The sequence below is a fragment of the Mycobacterium sp. 852002-51961_SCH5331710 genome (assembly GCF_001665535.1).
Lineage (GTDB): Bacteria > Actinomycetota > Actinomycetes > Mycobacteriales > Mycobacteriaceae > Mycobacterium.
In genome coordinates, this window is sequence record NZ_LZSQ01000001.1 from 1 (window position 1) to 26,180 (window position 26,180).

Here is a 26,180-nt window from a genome sequence, read left to right on the forward strand (position 1 = left end):
AGCAGACCGCCGACTCGCCTCAGCCTTGGAGATCCGCAACAACACCGTCAACGCGCCGGCCACACTGTGCTCACCCACCTCCGCCAACGGCGCGCCCTGCAACCCGGCGACCAGCCGGTGCCCCACCATCGCTTGGCGTCGCGTGAAGGTCTCCCACTGGGCGGTCAACGCCAACTGCTCAGCAGTGCTCAAGGTGTCGAACGACTCGGCGATCAACGCGGACGCCTGAGCGGCCATCCCCGCAATCACTTCGCTCACATGTTCGAAACCCACACCCCGACGCTAAACCCACCCCCCGACACGATCACCCCAATTGTGACCACTGAAACCAAAGAGACACAAGTGAATTGAGATGAGTCCCCGCACAAAGCAACGCGGCGCACGCTCACCTAGAAGCGTGCGCCGCGTGGCTGGGCGCTAGATGTAGCCAGCTAGTGATTACGGGGCGGGGATGTTGATGCAGCCGACGTTCGGCAGGCATCCGCTCGCGCCGCCGGGTCCGGCTGTGCCGCCGGGTCCGTTCGGAGCCAGCGCGCCGCTCGCGCCGCCGGGACCGGCCGAACCACCGGGGCCACCAGGGATTACGCCCGCCCCAGCTGGCGAAGCGCGGCCACCAGACCAGCTACGCTGCTTGACCCGCCGCGGCACCGCGGCGGGTCAACGCGCGGTACTGCTCGGCGATCTCCAGAATCCACTCGCGGTCTGAGTACTCGCTGGGTTGGTTGAGCCAACCCAGGCCGGGAAAGTCGACGCGCTGATCCTCCGCGGTGCCGTCGATTCCGGAATAAATCCATTCGGCGATCGCCTTCGCTTGTTCCTGCGGCGGAACGGGCGGCGATTCGAGTTCAGCGTCGTCCTCGGCCTCGTCACCGGTCACCGCGCCGGCGGGGTCCACCCGCAGCTTGCGGCGGTACTCGGCGGCCGTGGCTTCCAGGTAGAGCGCATCGGAGATCAACGACATCCGCTCGGCGACCCGGAAGACCAGCGGACCGCGGGGCCGGACCCCGATACCGATGTCGGGATGCCTGCGGCCCAGCTCGGTGAGTATCGGTTGAATCGCCCGCAGTTCGCGACGAGCGCCGAACCAGTCCTCGATGCTGGGCAGCAGTGATCCCGCGGCGACGACCACCATCGCGCAGCCCAGGAGCGTCGCCGCGGCGCCGACACCGACAGGCCCGCTGCGGTTCACGGCGCGCAGGAAGAAGAAGGCGGCCGCGACCGCGATCAGCACGATGCCGAGCGTGAACACGAACAGCGCCCGGCCACGGCGGCTGCGATTCGAATAGCGCAGTCCCGCCCAGGAGACCAGTGACAAGGCCAGCAGCACGTACAGCAGCGGCAGCAGCCAGGGCAACGAGTTCCCGCCCTCGCTCAGATTGCGCTGCAGGAACTCCTGGGCCGACATCTCGGGCTGCCGTCCCGCGGCGAAGAACGCCAGCGCCGTCACCACGGCGATCACCGCCGCGACGGCGTACTGCGCCATGGCGATCCGGCGGATCGTCGCCGGTTTACGCACCGACGACGCGGAGGTGATCATCACGCAGCTGCCCGCGGCACAGGCGACGAGCGCGATCTGGGACAAGCCCAGCGAGATGTTGGGCCAGTGCAGGAGCCGGTCGATCAGCAGCGTCAACGGCTGCCAGTTCAGGGCGGCGATCAACGCCAGGCTGGCCAACGCGAGGATCATCGCGGTGCTCACCAGGCTCTGCTTATTGACCAGCGCCCACCCGATGCGTAGGCCGGTGGCCAGTCCGAGCAGACCGGCGATCACCCAGACGATCAACCAAACGCCTCTCCGAGCCGCACCTGGACGATCGACGAACGGTCCGACGGCAGCCTGCCGAGGCGGTAGAGCAGCAGGGCCGCGAAATCCTCCGCCTCCTGCTCGGCCTCTTCACCGGCGGGCCCCATACAACCGGTCCGCTGGTTGAGCATGTAGCTGATGAGATCGGAGCTGGCGAACTCCGTGCTCTGCTCGGCGGCTTGCGCGACGGGGATGCCGTCGTGGCCCAGCACCAGATGCCCCAGCTCGTGGGCCAGCGTGCGGTCCCACGCGGGCAGACCCTTCTGGATCAGGAAGACGTCGTGGTCGTTGTACTGGCGCCACTGCCCACAGACTCCGGGCGGCAGCTCGGCCATCTTGAGCTCGATGCGTCGTTGGCGGTCTTCGCTGACGGCCTCGACGAGCCGGGTCAGCGACACCTCCCCGTGCCGCGGCGCCAGTTCGAGCACGGCCCCGACTGCTCGGGTGACACGGCGGTTAGCTGGCATGGATCCCCCTTCCGACCAGTCCACTATCCGCTGTCCGCCGTCTTGACGGGCGGCTTCTTGGCTTCAAGTTCGCGAACTCGCGGTTTTGTACAAGCATGCCCGCAATGCGCGGTCCAGCCAAGGCGTAACCGCAGCGGCCCCGCGGGCATCGAGCCGCCCGCAGCCCACAAGCTCGCAACGATAGGGTTGTGCTGCACCGACAACCCGCACAGCGATGACGTCAGCGGCCGAAAACACCACTGGGAGGCAAGCCGGGATGAGCCTGTTCAAGCGACGCAAAACCCGCGCCACCCGCAGGGCCGAGGCCCGCGCGATCAAGGCCAAGGCGAAACTGGAGGCCAAGCTGGCCGCCAAGAACGAAGCCCGTCGCATCAAGGCCGCCAACCGTTCCGAGACCAGGGCTCTCAAGGCCCAGCTCAAGGCGCAGCGCGACAGTGACCGGGCAGCGCTCAAGGTCGCCGAGACGCAACTGAAGGCCGCCCGCGAAGGCAAGCTCTTCTCCCCCGGCCGGATTCGGCGGGTGCTGACCGTGACGCGGCTGCTCGCCCCGATCGTGGTGCCGGTCGCTTACCGCGCGTCGATCACCGCACGCGGTTACCTCGACCAGCGCCGCGCGGACCGGCTCGGGGTCCCGCTCAGCCAGGTCGGTCAGTTCAACGGGTACGGCGCCCAGCTGTCGGCCCGCATCGCCGGCGCCGAGCAGTCGTTGCGCCTCGTCGCCGAGAAGAAGCCCAAGGACGCCGAGACCAAACAATTCGTCGGTGCGATCACCGAGCGGCTCGGCGACCTGTCCGCCGCGGTGGCCGCCGCCGAGCACATGCCGCCGGCACGACGTAAGGCGGCGCACACCTCGATCGAACAGCAACTCGACGGAATCGACGCCGACCTGATGGCTCGGCTCGGCGTGAGCTGAGCGGTCCATGTCGCCCACCGGTCTCGCGGCACGCCTTCGTGGCGTGGCTTCGGGGCTGCTGACGGCGACACTCGCCGCGGCCGCACACGGATACGGCGGTGCCGAGTTACCGACCGGGGCGGCGACGGTTGCGATGGCCGTTCTCGCCGCGACCATCGGCGCGCTGATCGCGGGTCTCTCGCGGGCCTCGGAAATTCCCGTGCTGCTGGGGATCTTGGCGTCGGGACAGGTCGTCGGCCACATTTTGCTGGGCGTCACCGGGCATACCCACGCACCGCCGAGCACGACGATGCTGGCCGCGCACGTGCTGGCCGTCGGAGTGGGTGCAGTGCTGATCGCGGCCGGCGACCGCCTGTGCCGGGCGGTGTCCCGCGTGGTGCGGGTGGCGGTGCGGATCGTGTGCGCACCGGTTCCGCCGCAGGCGCGCTGCAGCACTCATCGTGCCGAACAACCGCTTCGCTCCGCGCTGCTTCTCGCCGCGTCGGTGTCTCATCGTGGCCCGCCGGTCAGCCTCGCCCGCTGATCGACTTCCCCACGACACAGAAAGCCCACTCGATGAGAACCATCACCAGGGCGCCCCTGCGCGCCCTTATCACCGTCGCCGCAGCGGCGTCGACGATCGCGCTCGCCGGCACCGCGTCGGCCCACGTCCGCGTGGATGCAGACCACGCGGACCGCGGCGACTACGCAATGCTCACGTTCCGGGTCCCCGGTGAATCCGACACCGGTGCCCTCACAACGGAATTGACCGTGGAGCTGCCGAACCTGACGTCGGTGCGGACAGAGGTCATGCCGGGGTGGACCGCACGGCTGGACCGTGACACCGCAGCGGGCACCGTCCGCTCCATCACCTGGACGGCGGCGCCGGGAACCGGCATCTCGCCCGACCAGTTCGCGTTGTTCCGCGCCTCGGTCAAACTCCCCGACGACGACTCGGTGAGCTTCCCCGCCACCCAGACCTACGACGACGGCACCGTCGTGCACTGGAGCCAGCCCGCGACAGCCGACGGCACCGAACCCGAGCACCCGGCGCCGGCGCTGGAGTTGACCAGCACGGGTACGCCGCCGACAACCGACACCGGGACGCGGTGGCTCGCCGGCGGAGCGCTGGGCGTCGCCGCCATCGCGCTCGCTGTGGCGCTGCTTTCGAGGCGGCGGGCATGAGGAGATTTGCCGTCGGTGTGCTCGTGATCGCCTGGGTGGCCGCAGGGGCGCTGGCCGGTGCGGGCACCGCGTCCGCGCACGCGACCCGCATCGCCACGGACCCGGCCGAGAACGCCCGACTGACGGAGACGCCGACGTCGGTGTCGGCGACGTTCAGCGAAGCGATGCAGACGCAGTTCGCCGCGATGACCGTCGTCGGCCCCGACGGCAACCTGTGGTCGACCGGTGAGCCGGAGGTCCGGGGCGCCGTCCTGCGTGTCGGCGTGAGACCGCTCGGGCCGTCCGGGCGGTACACCGTGAACTACCGGGCCACCTCGGCCGACGGGCACGTGGTCAACGGGTCGTGGTCGTTCGAGCTGAGTGTGCAGGGGACCGGGACGCCGGGACCGCCGGCGGCCGCCCCGGCTGACACCTCGGCCGACGACGGGGTTCCCGTGTGGCCGTTCTTCGTGGGCGCCGTCGTCGTCATCGGTGCCGGCGCGGTGTGGGCGGTGCGGCGGCGCCCGTGACCCGCGCACGCACGGTGGCCGCCGGGGTGCTGCTGGCGGCCGCCGCGGCGGTCCTGGCGTGGGCCCTGGCCCATCCGCACGGGTCGTTGGCCGTGATCGCCGTGCGAGCACTGGCCGACGGCGCAGGCGTCGTGGCGCTGGGCCTGGCCGTGGTGCCGATGCTCGACGGTGAGCGTCGTCGCGGCGAGCTGCTGGTCCGCTCGTCGCGACCGCTCGCCGTCACCTCGGCGGTGTGGCTGCTGGCCGAGCTGGCCCGGTTGCTCGTCGAGGCCGCACAGGCCGCGGGGCTGCCGGTGCTTCGGCTCGGCGTGCAGACCACGCTGAATTTTGCGACCGCGACCGCTGCCGGGCGGTCGGGCATCCTCGCGGTTGTGGTTGCGGCCGCCGTCGGCTTCGCCGCGCTCGCCGCGCCGCGGACCTCGTCGAGGAACGTCGTGGTGATCGGCGCCGTGGCGGTCGGGGTGGCCGCACGCCAACTGACGGGGCACTTCGCCGACAGTGCGCTGGGCGGTGCCGCGGTCACCGTGCACACCCTGGCCGCGGCGCTCTGGTGCGGAGCGCTGGCCGCTCTGGTGCTCACCGTCGACCACCGGGGGCAGTGGGCCAGGATGCTGCCGCGTTTCTCGCAGTTGTCGCTGGTCTGCGTGCTGGTGCTGCTTGCCGGCGGGGCGGCGGGTGCCGCGATCCGGTTGGGCGCACCGGCCGAGCTGTACACCACCGGCTACGGACGGCTGCTGTCGGCCAAGATCGCGGCTACGGTCGCTCTCGTCGTCCTCGGCTGGCGAAACCGCACGATGTGGGTGCCCGCCGCACGGTCGCACCGCGCGACGGCGGTGGCGTCGCGCACCAGGGCGCGGGTCGAGACCGCGCTGATGATCGTCGCGCTGGTGCTGGCGGCCGGTCTGGCCGTCGCGGGTTAGCGCCATATCCAACCTGGCATGATGGGACCGTTCGACTGCCGGTCGCCCGCTCGGCCGGCCTGGCGCCGAGACACTGCAAAGGAGCAGCCCGATGGCAGACCAGCAGGGCCGACCCGACGAACAGCCGCAGGGCTCACCACCGGCGGATGAGTCGACCCCGCAGCCCGCTGCCGCCGAGTCGGCGAGCACCTCGCCGGATCCGCTGATCCCCCCGGCGCCCGCGAAGAAGACTCCCGCCAAGAAGACTCCCGCCAAGAAGGCGGCCAAGAAGACCCCGGCCAAGAAGGCGGCGAAGAAGGCCGCACCGGCCAAGAAGACGCCCGCCAAGAAGGCGCCCGCCGCCAGGAAGGAGCCGGCTAAGAAGGCTCCGCCGAAGACGGCGCCCCCGACGGAATCGGCCGCCAAGGACAGCAGCCTCGAGTCGGCGGCGAAAGAGGCCGCTGCACAAGCCAAGTCGACGGTCGCCAGCGCGCCCAACCCGGTGTCAGGGCCGGAACCGGCGCCGTTGATCGGGCCGGAGCCATCGCGGTTGCCGGTGGCGGTGGCGATCGCGGCGGGTGTGCTGGCGATCATCGTCGTGCTGCTGATACGCCGCGGCGGCGACGAGGACTGACGCGGCGTCTGGGTCGATAGTGCTGCGCGAAGAGGGTGATCTCCCTGGCCCTCGCCAGCACCGGACAGGGCGCGCTCCCTTAGCATCGACCGGTGAGCATCGAACCCCGCCCCACCGCCGACCTGGTCGACGACATCGGACCCGACGTGCGCAGCTGCGATCTGCAATTACGCCAGTTCGGCGGGCGCGCCGAGTTCGCCGGACCCATCGTCACGGTGAAGTGCTTCCAGGACAACGCCTTGCTGAAGTCCGTGTTGTCCGAACCCGGTGACGGCGCGGTGCTCGTCATCGACGGCGACGGGTCGCTGCATTCGGCGTTGGTCGGTGACGTCATCGCGGGCCTCGGCGTCGACAACGGCTGGGCCGGTTTGATCATCCACGGCGCCGTCCGCGACTCCGCGACACTGCGCACCCTCGACATCGGCATCAAGGCGCTGGGCACCAATCCGCGGAAGAGCACGAAAACCGGTGCGGGCGAACGCGATATCGCGGTCGAGTTCGGCGGGATCGTGTTCGAGCCCGGCCACATCGCCTACAGCGACGACGACGGCATCGTGGTCGTCGCCCCCTGACGGCCACCCCCACAACCGCGAACAGACGCGAACCTGCCTCATTTCGGCGAGAAATGGGCAGGTTCGCGTCTGCTCGGCGGAAGAACTAGGCCGAAGCTTTCACCCACGCTTCGTGCTTGCTGAACTCCAGCGCCTCGTCGTCGACCTTGCCACGACGGATCAGCCGCAGGTCGAGCAGGTAGTTCTGCTTAAGCCGCCACGGGGTGACGTGTCCGGCCTTCGGCAGATAGTCCAGTGCGCGCAGGACATATCCGGGCGTGAAATCCATCAGCGGACGCTCGTCGACGGTGTTACCGGGATGCTTCGGCTCGAAGCGGTCGAATCCCTTGGCGTCCATGTAGTTCAGCACCCGGCAGAAGTACTCCGAGACCAGGTCGGCCTTCAGCGTCCACGACGCGTTGGTGTATCCGATCGTGAACGCCATGTTCGGCATGTGGGTCAACATCATGCCCTTGTAGGCCATGGTCTCGTTCAGCTCGATCGGCTCGCCGTTGCGCATGATCGCCGCACCACCGAACAGCTGCAGGTTCAAACCCGTTGCGGTGATGATGATGTCGGCAGTCAGCTCCTCACCGGAAGCGAGCTTGATGCCCGTCTTGGTGAAACGCTCGATGGTGTCGGTGACGACGTCGGCCTTGCCGTGGCGGATGGTCTTGAACAGATCCCCGTTGGGCGCCAAGCAGAGTCGCTCGTCCCACGGGTTGTACCGCGGACCGAAGTGCTTCTGCACGTCGTAGCCCTCCGGCAGCCGGCGCTGCGCCATCGTCATCAGCTGCTTGCGCATGAAATTCGGGAAGCGCCTGCTGATCTGGTACTGCGCCGACTGGAACAGAATGCTCTTCCAGCGGTTGAGCACGTACGCCATCTTCTCCGGCAACGCCTTCTTGGTCTGGACGGCGAACGGGTCGACGTCGGGCAGCGCGCCGATGTAGGTCGGCGAGCGCTGCAGCATCGTCACGTGGCCCGCTCCCGAATTGGCCAGTGCCGGAATCAGCGTGACCGCGGTGGCGCCGCTGCCGATCACGACGATCTTCTTGCCCGTGTAGTCGAGGTCTTCGGGCCAGTGCTGCGGGTGGATGATCGTGCCCTCGAAGTCGTCGCGGCCGACGAACTCGGGGGTGTAACCCTCGTCGTAGTTGTAGTAACCGCTCGCGGCGAACAGGTAGGACGCGGTGATCTCGGCCTCCTCGCCATCGCGGTCGACGCGCACGGTCCAGCGGTTGTCCTGGTCCGACCAGTTCGCCGACAACACTCGGTGGCGGTACCGAATGTTTTTGTCGATGCCGTACTCGGCGACCGTTTCCTTCAGGTACGCCATGATCGACGGCCCGTCGGCGATCGCCTTCTCCGATGTCCACGGCTTGAACCGGAAGCCCAGCGTGAACATGTCCGAGTCGGACCGGATGCCGGGGTACTTGAACAGGTCCCAGGTGCCGCCGAGGTTCTCCCGGCGCTCCAGGATCGCGTAGCTCTTACCGGGGCAGCGGTCCTGCAGGTGCCACGCGGCGCTGATGCCGGAGATCCCTGCTCCAACGATGACGACGTCGAGGTGTTCGCTCATGGTACCGGAGCGTATCAACGCACTGTCGACTTAGTCAACGGCGTGTCGAGAAAGTCGACACCGTGTAAAGTCATGGGTTGTGACCACCGTCAGTCAGTCCCGCGGACCGCGGGGGCGCCGTTCCGGCAGGCCCTCCGGCGACGACCGTGAGCAGGCAATACTCTCCACTCTCGAGGCCCTTCTCGAGGAGCGCTCGCTGGCCGACATCTCGGTGGACGACCTGGCCAAGGGCGCTGGTATCTCCCGCCCGACGTTCTACTTCTACTTTCCGTCGAAGGATGCAGTGCTCCGCGCGCTCGTCGAGCAGGTGATCGACGAGGCCGACCGCAACGCCGACGACGCGATGGGCGGCTTGGACACCGCGGTGGATCCCGCCGGGGTCTGGCGGGCCATCAACGCGCTGTTCCGCACCTTCGGGTCACACCGCGCCGTCACGCTCGCGGGTGCGGCCGCCCGGCCCACCAACCCCGACGTGCGCACGCGATGGTCGAGCTTCATGCAGAAGTGGATCGACTACACCACCGCGTCGATCGAGACCGAACGCGCGCGCGGTGAGGCGCCCGAGACCATCCCGGCACGGGATCTTGCGACGTCGCTGAACCTGATGAACGAGCGCACGATGCTCGCGGCCTTCGCGTCCGAGCAGCCGGCCGTCGACCCGGCGCAGCTCGTCGACACCCTCGCCCACATCTGGGTCACGAGCATCTACGGCAAGGCTCGCCACTAGTCGGTCCTCGATGCGAACATATGTTCGTGTCCACTGGTCCCGGGGCCGACTCGGCGAGCATCCTGCACGCCGACCTCGACTCGTTCTACGCCTCGGTCGAACAGCGGGACGACCCGGCGCTGCGCGGTAAGCCGGTGTTCGTCGGCGCCGGGGTGGTGTTGGCCGCCAGCTACGAAGCCAAGGCCTACGGGGTGCGAACCGCCATGGGCGGGCGCGAGGCACGCCGCCTCTGCCCCCACGCGATCGTCGTGCCTCCGCGGATGTACGCATACTCACAGGCCAGCGCCGCGGTCTTCGAGGTCTTCCGTGACACCACCCCCACGGTCGAACCACTCTCGGTCGACGAGGCGTTCCTCGACGTGTCGGGTCTGTGGCGGGTGTCGGGAACCCCGGTCGAGATCGCCGCGCGGCTGCGCGAGCGCGTCCGCGACGAGGTCGGCCTGCCCATCACCGTCGGCATCGCCCGCACCAAGTTCCTGGCCAAGGTCGCCAGCCAGGAAGCCAAACCCGACGGGCTGCTGCTGGTCCCACCCGATCGCGAGCTGGCGTTCTTGCATCCGCTGCCCGTGCGCAGGCTCTGGGGCGTCGGGGCGAAGACCGCGGAGAAGCTGCACTCCTACGGCATCGAGACCGTGGCCGACGTCGCCGAGCTGAGCGAGTCCACTCTGGGCTCCCTCGTCGGCGGAGCGATGGGCAGCCGGCTGTTCGCGTTGTCGCACAACATCGATCGGCGGCGGGTGGTCACCGGCGTGCGCCGTCGCTCCGTGGGTGCGCAGCGGGCGCTGGGTCGCCGCGGCAACACGATGTCGACGCAGGAGGTCGACGCCGTCGTCGTCAACCTGATCGACCGCATCACCCGCCGGATGCGCAAGGCCGGCCGGACCGGGCGCACCGTCGTCCTGCGCCTGCGCTTCGACGACTTCGGCCGTGCCACGCGTTCGCACACGATGCCGCGCGCCACGGCGTCGACGGAGGTGATCCTGCATGCCGCGCGTGGCCTCGTCACCGCCGCGGCGCCGTTGATCGCCGAGCGCGGGCTGACCCTCATCGGGTTCGCGGTGTCCAACGTCGATCGCGACGGCGCACAACAGCTCGAGCTGCCCTTCGAAGAGAGCCACGACACGACCGCGGTCGACGAGGCGGTCGACCAGGTGCGCCGGCGTTACGGCAATGCGGCGGTGACACGCGGCGTATTGCTGGGCCGGGACCCTGGCCTCGAGATGCCCCAGCTACCCGACTGAACCGGGTCGTCCCTTGCGCGGCTGGGTCTTCTTCGCCTTGGCGGGTTGTGCCTTCTTGGCCGCTCGCCGCGGGTCCGGCGGCGGATTGGCGGCCCCGGTCTTCGCCGACTTCATCGGCGGCACAGTCTTTTTCGCACGCGCCTTCTTGGCGGGGGCCTTCTTGGCCGTCACCTTCTCGACCGGAGCCTTGGACACCGCCTTGTTGGCGGGCATCTTCGGAACCGTCTTCTTGGCCGGAACCTTCTTGGCCGGAGCCTTCTTGGCGGGGGCTTTCTTCGCCGGCGCCTTCTTGGCGGCCACTTTCGTCGCGGTCGCCTTCTTGGCCGGAGCCGTCTTGACCGGAGTCTTCTTGGACGGCGCCTTTGCCTGCGACGTCGAGGCCGGCGTGCCCTGGTCTTCTGACTCTCCACTGACGCGACGCACGATGCGTCCGGCCGTCTCGCCCGCGGCGCTCGCGAGCTCCGCCGCACGTGCGCCGAGCGCCGCGGCCGTCTCACCGATTTTTCGTCTCACAGACACCCTGTACCCCGTTCGGGTCGGTTAACCGCGGACGATTTTCATGATCCGGCCCACGCCAACAGGCGATCGGCGGACCACGTGTTGACGATGCGGTCGACCGGCACCTCGGAGTCGAGCGCACGCTGCGCGCCGTATCCGAGGAACTCCAACTGCCCGGGCGCATGTGAATCGGTGTCGATCGAGAACAGGCAACCGATGTCCAGCGCGAGCTTGAGCAACCGGGTCGGCGGGTCGCGCCGTTCGGGACGGGAGTTGATCTCGACAGCCGTGCCGTGATCGCGGCAGGCCGTGAACACCTTTTCGGTATCGAACTTCGATTCCGGCCGCATCCCCCGTCCGCCGGTGACCAGCCGGCCGGTGCAGTGGCCCAGCACATCGGTGTGCGGGTTGGCGACGGCCTTGAGCATGCGGCGCGTCATCGATGGCGCGTCCATCGCCAACTTCGAGTGCACACTGGCCACCACGATGTCGAGCCGTTCGAGCAGCTCTTCCTCTTGGTCGAGGGAGCCGTCCTCGAGGATGTCGACCTCAATGCCGGTGAGGATCCGCAGCGGCGCGACCGTCTCGCGCAACTCGTCGATGACGTCGAGCTGCTGACGCAGCCTGTCGGGCGACAGGCCGTTGGCGATCCTCAGCCGGGGTGAATGATCGGTCAGCGCGCAGTACTCATGACCGAGATCCCTTGCCGCCGTCATCATTTCCTCGATCGGGGCCGACCCGTCCGACCAGTTCGAGTGCACGTGCAGATCGCCCCGCAGCGCTGACCGGATGTCCCCACCGCCGAGATCCTTGGCGTTGGAACGCAGTTCGACCAGTACATCGGGCTCACGTCCGGCCCATGCCTGCGCGATGACCTTCGCGGTCTTGGGGCCGATGCCCGGTAGCGACTGCCAACTGTTCGCGGTGCCGTGGCGGTCGCGTTCGGCATCGGACAGCGCTTCGACGATGTCGGCTGCATTGCGGTAGGCCATCACCCGGCGCGGGTCTTCGCGCGCGCGGTCCTTGTAATAGGCGATCTGCCGAAGGGCGATGACGGGGTCCATCACTCCAGTGTGCCCGCTTTGCTCCGAGGCGATCGATCACGCTCAGACGCAAGGGTCAGCTCTCGGGTGCTTTGGCGGGCGTTGCCTGCATCGCCCCGTGTACCAGCGCCGCGACCTCGCCGTGCGTCGACCCGCCGGTGAGGAACAGCATCTCGTCACCGGCCTCGAGCACGTCGTCGGGCTTGGGCAGCACGATCCCGCTGTCGCGGATGATGATCGCCAACGCCGTGTTCTCCAGCAGCGGCAGATCGCGCATCCGCCGGCCGACCAGCGGATCGCCCTCGGGCAGCGTCAGTTTCGCCAAGCTCACCTGGCCGTGGCGCAACTGCATCAACCGCACCACATGGCCGATGTCGATCGCACCCTCGATCGCCGCCACCAGTGCGCTCGGCGCCGATACCGCCACGTCGACCCCCCACGCCTCGGTGAACAACCACTCGTTGCGAAGGTCGTTCACCCGAGCCACCACGCGACCGACGCCGAACTCCGTCTTGGCCAGCAACGACGCCGTCAGGTTCACCTTGTCGTCGCCGGTCGCCGCGATCACCACGTCGCAGATCTGCAGCCCGGACTCCTCCAGCGCTGACAGCTCGCACGCGTCGGCGAGCAGCCACTCCGCGTCGGGCACCGACTGCGGTTCGTAGTGCCGCACGCTGTGTTCGATCAACAGAACCTTGTGGCCGTAGTCGATCAGCTCCTGTGCCACCGAGCGGCCGACGGCCCCGGCACCGGCGATGCCCACCCGCATCATCTGGCGCTCCTCGACGCGCTGCGGCGCGTCGGAATGCCGCCAGGGGAGCCGTATCACGCACCCATAGTGACCCATCGCGGCGGCATCGCGCGCAGCTACCGGGCGAGACTGACCGGCCAGGACCCGTGGTAGGTGTTTTACTGCACCTCACACCACCCACCCGGTTCCGAACGGCGAGGAAATGACCCTGGAGCAGCTGTATCTCGTGCTGCTGCTCGCTGGGGTGGTGCTGCTGGCGAGCATCGTCGCCACCAGGGCCGCCAGCCGCGTCGGCCTGCCCAGCCTCCTACTGTTCCTCGGCGTCGGCGTCATCGTCGGCGAGGACGGGCTCGGCCTCCAATTCGACAATTACCTGCTCGCCGATCACCTGGGCACAGTGGCGCTGGCCGTGATCCTCGTCGAGGGCGGTCTGACGACGCGGTTCTCCGACGTCCGGCGGGTGCTCGCGCCTGCGGGCGCCCTCGCCACCATCGGGGTTGCAGTCAGCATGGTCGTCACCGCCGCGGGAGCGCACCTGCTGCTCGGGATCGACTGGCAGCTGTCGCTGCTGCTCGGCGCCGTCGTCTCGGTCACCGACGCGGCCGCGGTGTTCTCGGTGCTCCGCGTAGTGCCCCTGCCCCGCCGGGTGGCCGGCCTGCTGGAAGCCGAGTCCGGCTTCAACGACGCCCCTGCCGTCATCCTCGTGCTGATGTTCAGCGTGGCACCGCTGGAGCTCTCGCCCGTGCACGCCGTCACGGAACTGGTCTACGAGCTGGTCGTCGGCGCCGCGGTCGGCCTGGGTGTCGGCTTCCTGGGCTCTGCCGCGCTGCGCCGCATCGCGCTTCCGGCGTCGGGCCTGTACCCGCTGGCCACGTTCGGGCTGGGCATGGTCGCGTTCGCCGCCGCCGGCAGCGCACACGCCAGCGGATTCCTCGCCGCGTATCTGTCGGCGGTGGTGCTCGCCAACACCGGTCTTCCGCACCGGTCGGCCACGCGCTCGTTCGCCGAAGGTCTCGGTTGGCTGGCGCAGATCGGTCTGTTCGTCCTGCTCGGTCTGCTCGTCGATCCCAGCGATCTTGGCATCGAGGTGGTTCCCGGCATCGTGACGGGCCTGGTGCTGTTGCTCGTCGCGCGGCCGCTGTCGGTGTTCTTGTCCCTCGTTTGGTTCCGAATACCCTGGCGCGAGCAGATATTCGTGTCTTGGGCCGGTCTTCGCGGCGCCGTTCCGATCGTGTTGGCGACGTTCCCGATCGTCGGCGGTGTGCCCGACAGTGTCCGGCTCCTCAACATCGTGTTCATCCTCGTGGTGGTGTTCACGCTGGTGCAGGGCCCGAGCCTGCGCTTCGTCGCGCACCGGTTGGGATTGATCCCGAAGGAGGCGACGCGCGAGATCCACGTCGAGTCGGCTCCCCTCGATGTGCTGGACGCCGAACTGCTGACCATGACGGTGGAGGCGCCGTCGCGGTTGCACGGTGTCACGGTGCTGGAATTGCGCCTTCCCGATCCGAGCGTGATCACGCTGATCATCCGCAACGGCCGCACCTTCGTTCCGCAGCCCGACACCCGGATCTCGATCGGCGACGAACTGCTGATCGTCACGACCACCAAGACGCGCGCGATCGCCGAGCGCCGGCTGCGCGCGGTGAGCCGTCGCGGCAAGCTCGCCTACTGGTTCGACGAATTCGGCGAAGCCGAATAGACGGCCGGAGCGGCGAAGCCGAATAGACGGCCGGAGCGGCGAAGCCGAGTGAACAGGCGGCTCACAGCCGGGCCGGACTAATCTCGATTCAGTGAGATTCGCTTTCAAGACATCCCCGCAGAACACGACCTGGGCCGACATGCTCGCGCTGTGGAAGGCCGCCGACCAGATCGACGTGTTCGATTCCGGCTGGACGTTCGATCACTTCTATCCGATCTTCTCCGACCCGACCGGCCCGTGCCTGGAGGGTTGGGTGACGCTGACCGCGCTCGCGCAGGCGACCGAGCGGCTGCGCGTCGGCGTTCTGGTCACCGGCATCCACTACCGCCACCCCGCGGTCCTCGCGAACATGGCCGCCGCATTGGACATCGTGTCCAACGGCCGGCTGGAACTCGGCATCGGCGCGGGCTGGAACGAGGAGGAGTCCGGGGCGTACGGGATCGAGCTGGGCTCGATCCGGGAACGGTTCGACCGGTTCGAGGAGGCGTGCGAGATCATCACGAGTCTGCTGAGCCAGGAGACGACGTCGTTCGACGGCAAGTTCTTCCAACTCAAGGACGCCCGCAACGAGCCGAAGGGACCGCAGCGCCCGCACCCGCCGATCTGCATCGGCGGCAGCGGTGAGAAGCGCACGCTGAGGATCACCGCCAAGTACGCCCAGCATTGGAACTTCGTCGGTGGAACGCCGGAGGAATTCGCCCGCAAACGCGATGTGCTGGCCGGCCACTGTGCCGACATCGGGCGGGACCCGAAGGAGATCATGCTGTCGGCGCACGTCCGGCTGGACTCCGACCACAACTACGCCAAGGCCGTCGAGGAGGCCGCTGCCCTCGGGGAAGAGGGGCTGGATCTGGCGATCATCTACCTTCCGCCGCCGCACGATCCCGCGGTGCTAGAACCGCTGGCCGACGCGATCGTGGCCTCGGGTCTACGAAGTTAGCCGTCGTTTCTGACGGTCACGGAAATATAACGATTTGGCAAACGCGGATCGGAAGTTTCTCCGGGGGAGGAAATCCACCCCGTTCAGTTCGCTAGACGCCGTAGAGACGGAGTTCGTCGGCGGTGATGAGGCGCTCGGCCTTGGCCGGAAATTCGCGGCTCTTCAGGGGATGACGTAGGAGTGACCAGGCGATTCGGCTCACCCGAGACCGGGATAGCGGGTTGACATACACGGAACTGACTCCTGTGTCGAAACCGATAGCTGACCGGGGGCTAACCTTACCTCAGTGCCCTCATGAAGTCATTAGAACCCCGCCCTCGGGCAAACTGTGGTAGGCGCGCCGATGAATAGTCGGATGTTTTTAGAGTTGCTGAAGTGACAGATGTGACTACGTCTGAGGTCGGAAAAACACATCATCGAGTGTCACGGTCCGCAGCCTGCGCGCCTCGAGAATGTCGATCAACTGCCCGAAGACCTCGGTGACCGGTGGGTGGTTGAGGTGGCCGATGACGATCTTCTGCGGGGTGAAGTGTTCGTCGGCCATACGCACGACCTCGGCCGGTGGAATCAACTCGTGGTCCTCCAGCGTGCCCGACCACAAGGTCTCGACGGTGTAGCCGAGGTCGCTCGACACCTTGTCGACGTGCGGACTGGTCGCGCCGTAGGGCGGGCGGAAGTACGGTCGTGCGTCGACTCCGTATGTCTTCCAGAGGAATTCGTGGTTGCGTCGCAACTGCTCGGCCACGTCAGCCAAGGGCAGCTTGGTGAGGTCCGGGTGCGACCAGGTGTGGTTGGCCAGCTGGATCTGGCCGTCGTCGACCAGCGGCCGCAGCAGGTCGACATGGTCGGTCCAGGAGCGGTAGACGCCGTTGACGAAGTAGGTCAGCCGTATCCCGGTGTCCTTCGCGAATTGAGTGTAAGCGCGCACCACGTCACTGCTCACACCGTCGTCGACGGTCAGCGCGAGGAGGTCACCGTCGCCGGGCAAACTGCTCAGCACCCCGTCGCCGGGCAACGCAACCCGCGCCGACTTCGGCGGCGGCGGCAACAAGCCGGCGGGGTCGGGTGTCTCGGCGGCCACGCCAGTCACCTGCGGCTGGCCGTCCGTGGTGCAACGGCTCAGCCCTACGGCGCCGACGGTGGCGATGGACAGAGCCGCGATGAAGTTGCGCCGGTTGAGCTCGAGCCCGGCGCGGACAGTTCGGTAGCGGCCGATCACCGCCATTACTGTCGCGCGTCGTAGCGCGATATCCGTCCATTGCGCCGCGTGTCGCGCCGGCTATCAGCGAGCGCTCATCGCTGCAGTCTGCTCTTCGCGCGAGCGCTCATCGCTGAGGAACGGCGGTCGGCTTGATCGGCGCCGGAAGCGCGGAGTGCCCCATCAGGTAACGGTCGACACCGGCCGCGGCGGCGCGGCCCTCCGCGATCGCCCACACGATCAGCGACTGCCCGCGCCCCATGTCGCCTGCGACGAAGACGCCGGGCACCGAGGACGCGAAGTCGGCGTCGCGGCTGACATTGCCCCGCTCGTTGATTTCGACGCCGAGGTCGGTCAGCAGGCCTTTGCGCTCGGGGCCGGTGAAGCCCATCGCGAGCAGCACGAGATCGGCTTCCATCTCGAACTCGGTGCCCTCGACCTTCTCGAACTTGCCCGCGTTCATCTTGACCTCGTGGCCACGCAGCCCGGTGACATGCCCGTCGCGGCCGATGAACTCCTCGGTGTTGACCGAGTAGACCCGCTCGCCGCCTTCCTCGTGCGCCGAGGACACCCGGAACATCAATGGATAGACCGGCCACGGCGTCGAGTCGGCCCGCGTCTCCGGCGGCCGCGGCATGATCTCGAACTGGTGCACACTGGCCGCGCCCTGGCGGTGAGCGGTGCCCAAGCAGTCGGCGCCGGTGTCACCACCGCCGATGATGATGACCTTCTTGTCCTTCGCATGGATCGGCGGCAGGCCGTTTTCGTCGGTGACCGGATCGCCGAACTGCACGCGGTTGGCCCACGGCAGATACTCCATCGCCTGGTGGATGCCGTCGAGCTCCCGGCCCGGGATCGGCAGGTCACGCCGCTCCGTCGCGCCGCCGGCGAGCACCACCGCGTCGAACTCCTTACGAAGCTGCTGCGCGGTGATGTCAACGCCGACGTTGACCCCGGTGCAGAACTCGGTGCCCTCGGCCGCCATCTGCTCCAGACGACGGTCGATGTGGCGCTTTTCCATCTTGAACTCGGGGATGCCGTAACGCAGCAGCCCACCGATGCGGTCGTCGCGCTCGAACAGCGTGACGCTGTGCCCGGCGCGGGTCAGCTGTTGGGCGGCGGCCAGCCCGGCCGGGCCCGAGCCGACGACGGCGACCTTCTTGCCGGTCTTGACATCCGGCGGCAGCGGCGTCACCCAACCCTCGTCGAAGGCCTTGTCGATGATCTCGACCTCGACCTGTTTGATCGTGACCGGATCCTGGTTGATGCCCAGAACGCACGAGCCCTCGCACGGGGCGGGGCACAGCCGGCCGGTGAACTCCGGGAAGTTGTTCGTCGCGTGCAGCCGCTCGATGGCGTCGCGCCAGCGGTCGTTGCGCACCAGGTCGTTCCACTCGGGGATCAGGTTGCCCAGCGGGCAACCGTTGTGGCAGAACGGGATCCCGCAGTCCATACAGCGGGCCGCCTGCTCGCGCAGGGTGTCGTGGGAGAAGTCCTCGTAGACCTCTTTCCAGTCGCGCAGGCGAATCGGCACGGGCCGCCGTTGGGGCGTCTCGCGGTGGGTGTACTTGAGGAAACCGCGGGGATCAGCCACTGGCGGCCGCCATGATCGCCTCGGCAATCCCGTTCTCGTCGGCGCCGCGCTGTTCGGCCTCGGCGATCGCCTCGAGTACCCGCTTGAAATCGCGGGGCATCACCTTGGTGAAGTGCTTCACGTTGTTGTCCCAGTCGTTGAGGATCCGTGCTCCGGCAGCGGAATCGGTGGCATCGACGTGGGCCTGAATCATGCCCGCGAGCCAGTCGAGGTCCTCCTCGTCGAGGCCCTCCAGTTCCACCATCTCGGCGTTGAGGTTCTCCGGCAGTGACCCGTCTGGGTCGTAAACATAGGCGATGCCACCGGACATGCCCGCGGCGAAGTTGCGCCCCGTCGGACCGAGGATCGCGATCTTGCCGCCGGTCATGTACTCACAACCGTGGTCGCCCACGCCTTCGACCACCGCGTGCGCACCGGAGTTGCGCACCGCGAACCGCTCGCCGACCTGGCCGCGGATGAACACCTGGCCGCTGGTCGCACCGAACAGGATCACGTTGCCCGCGATGATGTTGTCCTCGGCGACGTAGTCGTCGGGAGCGCTGTCCGATGGCCGCACCACGATCCGTCCACCCGAGAGGCCCTTGCCGACATAGTCGTTGGCGTCGCCGTAGACCCGCAGCGTGACACCCTTCGGCACGAACGCCCCGAAGCTGTTGCCCGCCGAACCGTCGAAGGTGATGTCGATGGTGCCGTCCGGAAGACCCTGTCCGCCATATGCTTTGGTCACCTCGTGGCCGAGCATCGTGCCGACGGTCCGGTTGACGTTGGCGATCGTCGTCGAGAAGCGCACCGGCGTCTGTGAATCCAGCGCTTCGCGGCACATCACGATCAACTGCTGGTCGAGCGCCTTGTCGAGGCCGTGGTCCTGACGCGAACTGCAGTACAGGTCCTGGTTCATGAACGCCGACTCGGGCTCGTGCAGCACCGGCGTCAAATCGAGCTTGTAGGCCTTCCAGTGCTCGGCGGCCTTCGTGGTGTCCAGCGCGCCGACCTGCCCCACCATCTCGTTGACCGTGCGGAAGCCCAATTGGGCCATCATCTCGCGCACTTCTTCGGCGATGAACATGAAGAAGTTCTCGACGAATTCGGGCTTTCCGGTGAACCGCTCGCGCAGCACCGGATTCTGGGTGGCCACGCCCACCGGGCAGGTGTCGAGGTGGCACACGCGCATCATGATGCAGCCCGAGACCACCAGGGGCGCGGTGGCGAAGCCGAACTCCTCGGCGCCAAGCAGCGCGGCGACCACGACGTCGCGGCCCGTCTTGAGCTGACCGTCGACCTGGACGACGATACGGTCGCGAAGACCGTTGAGCAGCAACGTCTGCTGGGTCTCGGCCAGACCGAGTTCCCACGGCGCGCCGGCGTGCTTCATCGATGTCAGCGGAGTTGCGCCCGTACCACCGTCGTGGCCGGAGATGAGCACGACGTCCGCGTGCGCCTTGGACACACCGGCGGCCACCGTTCCGACACCGTTCTCGGAGACCAGCTTGACGTGCACACGGGCCTGCGGGTTGGCGTTCTTCAGGTCGTGGATCAGCTGCGCCAGATCCTCGATCGAGTAGATGTCGTGGTGCGGCGGCGGCGAGATCAAGCCGACGCCGGGCGTCGAGTGCCGCACCTCGGCGACCCACGGGTAGACCTTGCCGCCCGGAAGCTGGCCGCCTTCACCGGGTTTCGCGCCCTGAGCCATCTTGATCTGGATGTCGGTGCAGTTGCTCAGGTAGTGGCTCGTCACGCCGAACCGCCCCGAGGCCACCTGCTTGATCGCGCTGCGGCGCCAGTCGCCGTTCTCATCGCGGTCGAAGCGCGACACCGCCTCGCCGCCCTCACCCGAATTCGATCGTCCGCCAAGGCGATTCATCGCGATGGCCAACGTCTCGTGCGCCTCGGCGGAGATCGAGCCGTAGCTCATCGCGCCGGTCGAGAACCGCTTGACGATCTCGCTGGCCGGCTCCACCTCCTCGAGCGGCACCGGCGGGCGCAACCCGTCGCGGAACTTGAGCAGCCCGCGCAGCGAGGCCATCCGCTCGCTCTGATCGTCGATCAGCTCGGTGTATTCCTTGAAGATCTCGTACTGGCCGGTGCGAGTTGAATGTTGCAGCTTGAACACCGTGTCCGGGTTGAACAGGTGGTACTCACCCTCCCGGCGCCACTGGTACTCGCCGCCGACCTCGAGTTCGCGGTGCGCCCACTCGTCGGGCCGGTCGAGATAAGCCAGCGAGTGGCGGGCCGCGACGTCGTCGGCGATGTCGTTGAGGTCGATTCCGCCGACGGGGCAGGTCAATCCGGTGAAGTACTCGTCGAGCACCTGCTGGTTGATGCCGATGGCCTGGAACAGCTGGGCGCCGGTGTAGGAGGCCAGCGTGGAGATGCCCATCTTCGACATCACCTTCAGCACACCCTTGCCCGCGGCTTTGACGTAGTTGGCCTTGGCCTGGTCGCTGGAGATGCCGGTGATGACCCCACGTTCGACCATGTCCTCGATCGACTCGAACGACATGTACGGGTTGATCGCCGCCGCACCGAAGCCGCACAGCATGGCCATGTGGTGCACCTCGCGGGCGTCACCGGCCTCGACGACCAGCCCGACCTTGGTGCGCGTGCGTTCCCGGACGAGGTGGTGGTGCACGGCCGATACCGACAGCAGAGACGGGATCGGCGCCATCTGCTCGTTGGATTCGCGGTCGGAGAGCACGATGATGCGCGCGCCCTCGCGGATCGCCGTCGACACCTTCGCGCGTACGTTGTCCAGCGCTTCCTTGAGGCCCTGCCCACCGCGGTTGACCGGGTACAGGCAGCGGATCACCGCCGCGCGCATACCGTGCTTGTGCCCGCGGATCTCGTGATCGGGGTCGACGCAGATCAGCTTCGACAGTTCGGCATTACGCAGGATCGGCTGCGGCAGCACGATCTGGCGGCACGACTCGGCGTTCGGGTTGAGCAGGTCGCCCTCGGGGCCGAGGGCGCCCTGCAGGCTGGTCACCACCTCTTCGCGGATGGCATCCAGCGGCGGATTGGTCACCTGGGCGAACAACTGCTGGAAGTAGTCGTAGAGCATCCGCGGGCGTTGCGAGAGTACCGCGACCGGAGTATCGGTGCCCATCGAGCCGAGCGGCTCGGCACCGGTGCGCGCCATCGGCGCGACCAGCAGGTTGAGCTCCTCATAGGTGAAACCGAAGATCTGCTGGCGCAACACGACCCGGTGGTGGGGCATGCGCACGTAATCGCCGGGTGGCAGTTCGTCGAGGTGGAACAGGCCGGCGTCGAGCCACTCCCGATAGGGACGCTCGGCGGCGAGTTCGGCCTTGATCTCCTCGTCCTCGACGATGCGGCCCTTGGAGGTGTCGACCAGGAACATGCGGCCGGGCTGCAGGCGCATCCTCTTGACGACGGTGGACGGATCGAGGTCGAGCACGCCGGCCTCCGAGGCCATCACCACCAGACCGTCCCTGGTCACCCAGATCCGCGATGGCCGCAGCCCGTTGCGGTCGAGCACCGCCCCGATCACCGTGCCGTCGGTGAAGGTCATCGACGCCGGGCCGTCCCACGGCTCCATCAGCGACGCGTGGTACTCGTAGAACGCTCGGCGCGCCGGGTCCATCGACTCGTTGCGCTCCCAGGCCTCCGGGATCATCATCAGCACCGCGTGGGGCAGGCTTCGCCCGCCGAGGTGCAGGAGTTCGAGCACCTCGTCGAACCTGGCGGTGTCCGACGCCCCTGGGGTGCAGACCGGGGTGATCTTGTCGAGATCCTGGTTCGGGCCGAACACATCGGTCCTGATGAGCGCCTCTCGTGCGCGCATCCAGTTCTCGTTGCCGGTGACGGTGTTGATCTCGCCGTTGTGGGCGATGCGCCGGAACGGGTGGGCCAGCGGCCACGACGGGAACGTATTGGTCGAGAAGCGTGAGTGCACGATGCCCAGCGCACTGGTGAGCCGGTCGTCCTGCAGGTCGAGGTAGAAGGCCTTGAGCTGCGGGGTGGTCAGCATGCCCTTATAGACGAAGGTCTGCCCGGAAAGGCTTGGGAAGTAGACGGTTTCACGCCCGGGCCCGTCCTGGCCCGGTCCCTTGGTGCCGAGCTCGTGCTCGGCGCGCTTGCGCACCACGTACGCGCGACGCTCCAGTTCCATGCCCGACGCACCGCCCATGAACACCTGCCGGAATGTCGGCATCGCGTCGCGGGCCAGCGCGCCCAGCGGCGAGTCGTCGATCGGTACCTCGCGCCAGCCCAGAACCTCGAGTCCTTCGGCCTCGGCGATCTTCTCGACGGCCTCACACGCGGTCGCCGCATCCTTAGACGACTGCGGCAGGAACGCGATGCCGGTCGCGTAGCTACCCGGCTCCGGCAGCTCGAAGTCGACCACCTCGCGCAGGAACGTGTCGGGAACCTGCAACATGATGCCCGCACCATCGCCGGTGTTCGGCTCGGCACCCTGCGCGCCGCGGTGCTCCAGGTTCACCAGGGCGGTGATCGCCTTGTCGACGATGTCGCGACTGCGGCGGCCGTGCATATCGGCCACCATCGCGACGCCGCACGCGTCGTGCTCGAACGCGGGGTTGTACAGCCCTTGCATCCTGGGCGCCATTCGCACCTACCCTTTTCCTGCACGTCTTATGAAGCTTCTGCCTGACAGCCGTAGACAGCGGCGGTTAGCCGGTCCGGCCATGGAGTGCCTTCGTGCAGCATCGAACGCCGGCCTGTATCCACTTGCCCCGAGTGGAGAAAACGATATGACAAACACCGGGTGACATGCCAACTTAGTAGACCCTAACTACGTCGGCGGGACGGTGTGGCCGTCTCGCTCGCCACCACTCGGTTTTGCACCCAATATCGTTGCCGCCCTAGGATTTTCAAAGCGTTCAGCGATTCTCCAGCGGGGTGCGGTACACATCACACTTCCCTCCCGACGCCGCCCGGCGTTTGCTGAAGTGCGCTATTTCGGCGCTTTTTCCAGCTTAGACCGCTGCGTAGGGGTTTGCGAAAAGCCTAGCCAGATTCTTAAGAAAACGCTTTCAGGCTGGCTTCGGGGGTGAGGTCCAGCCGTCGCAGCAGTTGGGCGTTGAGCGCCACCACGACCGTCGAAGCCGACATCAAGATCGCGCCGACGGACATCGGCAGGATGAAGCCGACGGGTGCCAACACCCCCGCAGCCAGCGGCACCGATACCAAGTTGTATCCCGCTGCCCACCAGAGGTTTTGCTTCATCTTGCGGTATGCGGCCCGTGAGAGCTGCAGCACCGACAGCACCGAGCGCGGATCCGAGCCGGCCAGGATCACCCCGGCCGAGGCGATCGCCACGTCGGTTCCCGCGCCGATCGCGATGCCGATATCGCCCTGGGCAAGCGCGGGTGCGTCGTTGACGCCGTCCCCGACCATCGCCACTTTGCGGCCCTCACGCTGCAACTCGGCCACCTTTGCCGCCTTGTCCTCCGGTCGTACCCCGGCGAACACCCGTTCGATCCCAAGGTCGGCGGCCACCGACCGCGCGACGGCCTCCGCGTCGCCGGTGATCATCACCACTTCGATGCCCAGCCTGTTCAGCGCCTCGACCACCTGGCGGGACTCCGGTCGCACCTCGTCGGCCAGCTTGATCGCACCGGCGACCCCACCGTCGACCACGACGTGCAGGATGATCGCCCCCTCGTCGCGCCACTGCCCCGTTTCGGGCAGGTCGGCGAGCCCCGCTTCGGCCAGCATCCGCGGGCCGCCGACCTGGACGCTGCGGCCCTCGACTGTGGCCTTGACGCCAACCGCCGGAGACGAGCTGAAGTCGGTGGTCGGCGGCAGGTTCAGCGAGCGGTCGCGCGCGGCCGCGACGATCGCCCTGGCCAGCGGATGCTCGGAGTACGCTTCGGCGGCCGCCGCCCACGTCAGCACGTCCTCGGCGGAGTGGCCGGGTGCGGTCGCGACCGCGGTGACCGTCGGCTCCCCCTTGGTCAGCGTGCCGGTCTTGTCGAACAGCACGGCCTCGACGGTCCGCATGCTCTCCAGCGCAAGCCGGTCCTTGACCAGAACGCCCCCGCGCGCGGCGCGTTCGGTGGCGATCGAGACCACCAGCGGTATCGCCAGCCCCAGCGCGTGCGGGCAGGCGATCACCAGGACGGTGATGGTCCTGACGACGGCCGCGGCGGGCAATCCCACGAACGACCACACCACCGCGGTGACGATCGCCGACGACAGCGCGAACCAAAACAGCCAACCCGCCGCCTTGTCCGCCAGTCGCTGCGCCCGCGACGACGAGTTCTGCGCCTCGGTCACCAATCGCTGGATACCGGCCAGCGTCGTTTCGTCGCCGACCGCGCTGACCTGCACCCGCAGCCCTGAGTCGGTGGCCACCGTGCCGGCAACGACGTGGTCGCCCGCCTCGCGGCGAACAGGCCGCGATTCGCCGGTGACCATCGACTCGTCGACGTCCGCCGAGCCGGCGATGATCTCGCCGTCGGCCGGAATGTTGCCTCCGGGGCGCACCAGCACGACGTCGCCCACACGCAACTCGGCCGGTGCGACGGTCTCCGTGCCGCCGTCGACGACCCGCTCGGCCTCGTCGGGCAGCAGCGCCGCCAGGGAGTCGAGCGCGGATGTGGTCTGCGCGAGCGAGCGCATCTCGATCCAGTGGCCGAGCAGCATGATCACGATCAGCAGTGCCAGTTCCCACCAGAAGTCCAGCTCGTGGTGCAGCACACCGAGGCTCGCACCCCAGGACGACAGGAACGCCACCGTGATCGCCAGCCCGATCAGCAGCATCATTCCCGGTGCGCGGGAACGGATTTCGCTCACCGCGCCCGCCAGGAAGGGTCGACCGCCCCAGACGTACATCACGGTGCCGAGCACCGGCGGAACCCATCGGATCCCGGGGACGTCGGGCAGCGAGTAGCCGAGAATCATCGAGAACATCCCCGACAGCGCGACGGTGGGGACGGCGAGCACGAGCATGGTCCAGAACAGGCGCCGGAACTCGGCGACGTGGCCAGAATGGTCATGGCCGCCCGAATGGTCGTGGCCCTGCGGATGCTCGTGCCCCGAATGACCGACCGCGGACGTGTCCGGGTGCTGTGCGCCATGGCCGGTGTGCGTCATAGCGGTCATGCTATACCCCCTAGGGGTATATGGCCAGGGCTTGTTCGGTCACGCTGTACCTCGATGTCGCATCCACTGAACACTCCGCTGGGCCGGTTCGGCATCGTGACGTCCACGGACGCGCCCGGCGAGTGCGTGGCCGCGATCCCGGTGGGCGGCATGGTGAACCCGCTGACCGGCGCCCCGACGATCGCGCCCATGGCGATGCTCGTCGACCACGCGTGCGGCCTCGTCAACCACCGGCGTCGCGCCGACGACGAGTGGACGGTGTCCAGCGAGCTATCCCTGGAAGCCGATCCCGACGCCGCCGAGATCATCGCGGGCGCCCCCGATGTACCTGTGGTCGCAACCGCCCGACCGTTCGGCGCCAAGAGCGACGTCGCGTTGGCGTTGTGCGAACTCACCCACCGCGACGCCGTGCTCGCCACGGCCACCGTGCGTTCGTTCTACATCCACTCACCCGCCGACATCGCACCGTTCCCCGACGGCCCGTCGGGCCCGCTGCCGCCGGGCACGCTCGCCGACCGGATGGCGGTCCGCGTCGCCGAGAGCGGCGGCGCGGGGCGGGTTCTGCTGCAGGACGAGGACCCCGTGCTGAACAACGCGATCGGCATCGTGCACGGTGGGGTGACGGCCATGGCGCTGGAACTGGTGGCATCGGCGGCACTCGACACCGATGGTTCAGACCGCCCGCTGCGAACTGCGTCGCTGAGGGTCAACTTCATGAAGCCCTTCCACAGTGGACCCGAATCTCGTTACGCCGGAACCGCTTTGCGTGTCGGGCGCCGGACGGGCGTCGCCGAGGGGCAAGCCGTCGGCCCCGGTGGAGGTGTGGCGATCCTCGCCAGACTGACCGCATACCGCGCAGATTCGCACTAGCATCTAAAGA

The 26,180-nt window shown here is 67.9% G+C and carries 22 protein-coding genes and 1 pseudogene; 12 read left to right on the forward strand and 11 right to left on the reverse strand.

Annotation, left to right across the window (positions count from 1 at the left end; all coding sequences use genetic code 11):
* From A5752_RS00005 to A5752_RS00015, 3 genes and pseudogenes are all read right to left on the reverse strand, one after another.
* Positions 1–273: pseudogene (locus A5752_RS00005) on the reverse strand (hypothetical protein); the annotation flags it as partial.
* A 349-nt stretch (positions 274–622) separates the two neighbouring features.
* Positions 623–1,783, reverse strand: coding sequence for a hypothetical protein (locus A5752_RS00010; RefSeq protein WP_067080116.1), 1,161 nt, complete (start codon positions 1,781–1,783; stop codon positions 623–625).
* The gene (locus A5752_RS00015; RefSeq protein WP_067080118.1) at positions 1,780–2,271 is read right to left on the reverse strand and encodes an ImmA/IrrE family metallo-endopeptidase; all 492 of its coding nucleotides are present in this window, start codon (positions 2,269–2,271) and stop codon (positions 1,780–1,782) included. Before A5752_RS00015 ends, A5752_RS00010 begins: the two co-directional genes overlap by 4 nt.
* Positions 2,272–2,527: 256 nt before the next feature.
* Here A5752_RS00015 and A5752_RS00020 point away from each other — a divergent pair, with 256 nt between their 5' ends.
* The 7 genes from A5752_RS00020 (at position 2,528) to rraA (ending at position 6,962) form a co-directional block, all read left to right on the forward strand.
* Positions 2,528–3,184, forward strand: a complete 657-nt coding sequence (locus A5752_RS00020) for a DUF6474 family protein (RefSeq protein ID WP_067080120.1) — start codon at positions 2,528–2,530, stop codon at positions 3,182–3,184.
* Positions 3,185–3,191: 7 nt separating this feature from the next.
* Positions 3,192–3,707, forward strand: coding sequence for a hypothetical protein (locus A5752_RS00025; RefSeq protein WP_067080122.1), 516 nt, complete (start codon positions 3,192–3,194; stop codon positions 3,705–3,707).
* 32 nt (positions 3,708–3,739) lie between these two features.
* On the forward strand, positions 3,740–4,348 hold the full coding sequence (locus A5752_RS00030; RefSeq protein WP_067080126.1) for a YcnI family copper-binding membrane protein: 609 nt from the start codon (positions 3,740–3,742) through the stop codon (positions 4,346–4,348).
* The gene (locus tag A5752_RS00035) at positions 4,345–4,857 is read left to right on the forward strand and encodes a copper resistance CopC family protein (RefSeq protein ID WP_067080129.1); all 513 of its coding nucleotides are present in this window, start codon (positions 4,345–4,347) and stop codon (positions 4,855–4,857) included. Before A5752_RS00030 ends, A5752_RS00035 begins: the two co-directional genes overlap by 4 nt.
* Positions 4,854–5,777, forward strand: a complete 924-nt coding sequence (locus tag A5752_RS00040; protein WP_231983287.1) for a CopD family protein — start codon at positions 4,854–4,856, stop codon at positions 5,775–5,777. The genes A5752_RS00035 and A5752_RS00040 overlap by 4 nt, the downstream gene beginning before the upstream one ends.
* A gap of 91 nt (positions 5,778–5,868) precedes the next feature.
* Positions 5,869–6,390, forward strand: a complete 522-nt coding sequence (locus tag A5752_RS00045) for a hypothetical protein (protein ID WP_067080135.1) — start codon at positions 5,869–5,871, stop codon at positions 6,388–6,390.
* Between the two features lie 92 nt (positions 6,391–6,482).
* Positions 6,483–6,962: a ribonuclease E activity regulator RraA gene (gene rraA, locus A5752_RS00050; RefSeq protein WP_067080138.1), complete on the forward strand. Its 480-nt coding sequence runs from the start codon at positions 6,483–6,485 to the stop codon at positions 6,960–6,962.
* Positions 6,963–7,047: 85 nt separating this feature from the next.
* Here the strand turns inward: rraA and A5752_RS00055 are convergent, their stop codons facing one another.
* Positions 7,048–8,523: a flavin-containing monooxygenase gene (locus tag A5752_RS00055; RefSeq protein WP_067080141.1), complete on the reverse strand. Its 1,476-nt coding sequence runs from the start codon at positions 8,521–8,523 to the stop codon at positions 7,048–7,050.
* Positions 8,524–8,602: 79 nt separating this feature from the next.
* Between A5752_RS00055 and A5752_RS00060 the strand changes: the two genes are divergently transcribed.
* Together A5752_RS00060 and dinB are read left to right on the forward strand one after the other, a co-directional pair.
* On the forward strand, positions 8,603–9,250 hold the full coding sequence (locus A5752_RS00060; RefSeq protein WP_067080153.1) for a TetR/AcrR family transcriptional regulator: 648 nt from the start codon (positions 8,603–8,605) through the stop codon (positions 9,248–9,250).
* Positions 9,251–9,270: 20 nt separating this feature from the next.
* A complete protein-coding gene (gene dinB / locus A5752_RS00065; protein WP_067080156.1) occupies positions 9,271–10,491 on the forward strand; it encodes a DNA polymerase IV in 1,221 nt (406 codons plus the stop codon).
* Here the strand turns inward: dinB and A5752_RS27635 are convergent.
* From A5752_RS27635 to A5752_RS00080, 3 genes are read right to left on the reverse strand one after another with little or no spacing between them, the layout of a single operon-like run.
* Positions 10,480–11,004, reverse strand: a complete 525-nt coding sequence (locus tag A5752_RS27635) for a hypothetical protein (RefSeq protein WP_067080159.1) — start codon at positions 11,002–11,004, stop codon at positions 10,480–10,482. The two genes, dinB and A5752_RS27635, sit on opposite strands and share 12 nt — an antisense overlap.
* Positions 11,005–11,048: 44 nt before the next feature.
* Entirely contained in the window at positions 11,049–12,053 is a 1,005-nt protein-coding gene (locus A5752_RS00075; RefSeq protein ID WP_067080162.1) for a PHP domain-containing protein, read from the reverse strand.
* A gap of 55 nt (positions 12,054–12,108) precedes the next feature.
* Positions 12,109–12,801, reverse strand: coding sequence for a potassium channel family protein (locus A5752_RS00080; RefSeq protein ID WP_067080425.1), 693 nt, complete (start codon positions 12,799–12,801; stop codon positions 12,109–12,111).
* Positions 12,802–12,985: 184 nt separating this feature from the next.
* Here A5752_RS00080 and A5752_RS00085 point away from each other — a divergent pair, with 184 nt between their 5' ends.
* The gene (locus A5752_RS00085; RefSeq protein ID WP_067080164.1) at positions 12,986–14,482 is read left to right on the forward strand and encodes a potassium/proton antiporter; all 1,497 of its coding nucleotides are present in this window, start codon (positions 12,986–12,988) and stop codon (positions 14,480–14,482) included.
* Between the two features lie 91 nt (positions 14,483–14,573).
* Positions 14,574–15,422 (forward strand): LLM class F420-dependent oxidoreductase, encoded by an 849-nt coding sequence (locus tag A5752_RS00090; protein WP_067080167.1) that lies wholly within the window; start codon positions 14,574–14,576, stop codon positions 15,420–15,422.
* Positions 15,423–15,810: 388 nt separating this feature from the next.
* Here A5752_RS00090 and A5752_RS00095 read toward each other — a convergent pair whose 3' ends face one another.
* From A5752_RS00095 to A5752_RS00110, 4 genes are all read right to left on the reverse strand, one after another.
* The gene (locus tag A5752_RS00095) at positions 15,811–16,641 is read right to left on the reverse strand and encodes a polysaccharide deacetylase family protein (protein ID WP_231983288.1); all 831 of its coding nucleotides are present in this window, start codon (positions 16,639–16,641) and stop codon (positions 15,811–15,813) included.
* Between the two features lie 106 nt (positions 16,642–16,747).
* The gene (locus A5752_RS00100) at positions 16,748–18,214 is read right to left on the reverse strand and encodes a glutamate synthase subunit beta (protein WP_067080173.1); all 1,467 of its coding nucleotides are present in this window, start codon (positions 18,212–18,214) and stop codon (positions 16,748–16,750) included.
* Positions 18,207–22,799: a glutamate synthase large subunit gene (gene gltB / locus A5752_RS00105; protein WP_067080178.1), complete on the reverse strand. Its 4,593-nt coding sequence runs from the start codon at positions 22,797–22,799 to the stop codon at positions 18,207–18,209. The genes A5752_RS00100 and gltB overlap by 8 nt, the downstream gene beginning before the upstream one ends.
* 413 nt (positions 22,800–23,212) lie before the next feature.
* Positions 23,213–25,300, reverse strand: coding sequence for a heavy metal translocating P-type ATPase (locus A5752_RS00110; RefSeq protein WP_067080181.1), 2,088 nt, complete (start codon positions 25,298–25,300; stop codon positions 23,213–23,215).
* A 54-nt stretch (positions 25,301–25,354) separates the two neighbouring features.
* Between A5752_RS00110 and A5752_RS00115 the strand changes: the two genes are divergently transcribed.
* On the forward strand, positions 25,355–26,170 hold the full coding sequence (locus A5752_RS00115; protein ID WP_067080184.1) for a PaaI family thioesterase: 816 nt from the start codon (positions 25,355–25,357) through the stop codon (positions 26,168–26,170).
* The last annotated feature ends 10 nt before the right edge of the window (positions 26,171–26,180 follow it).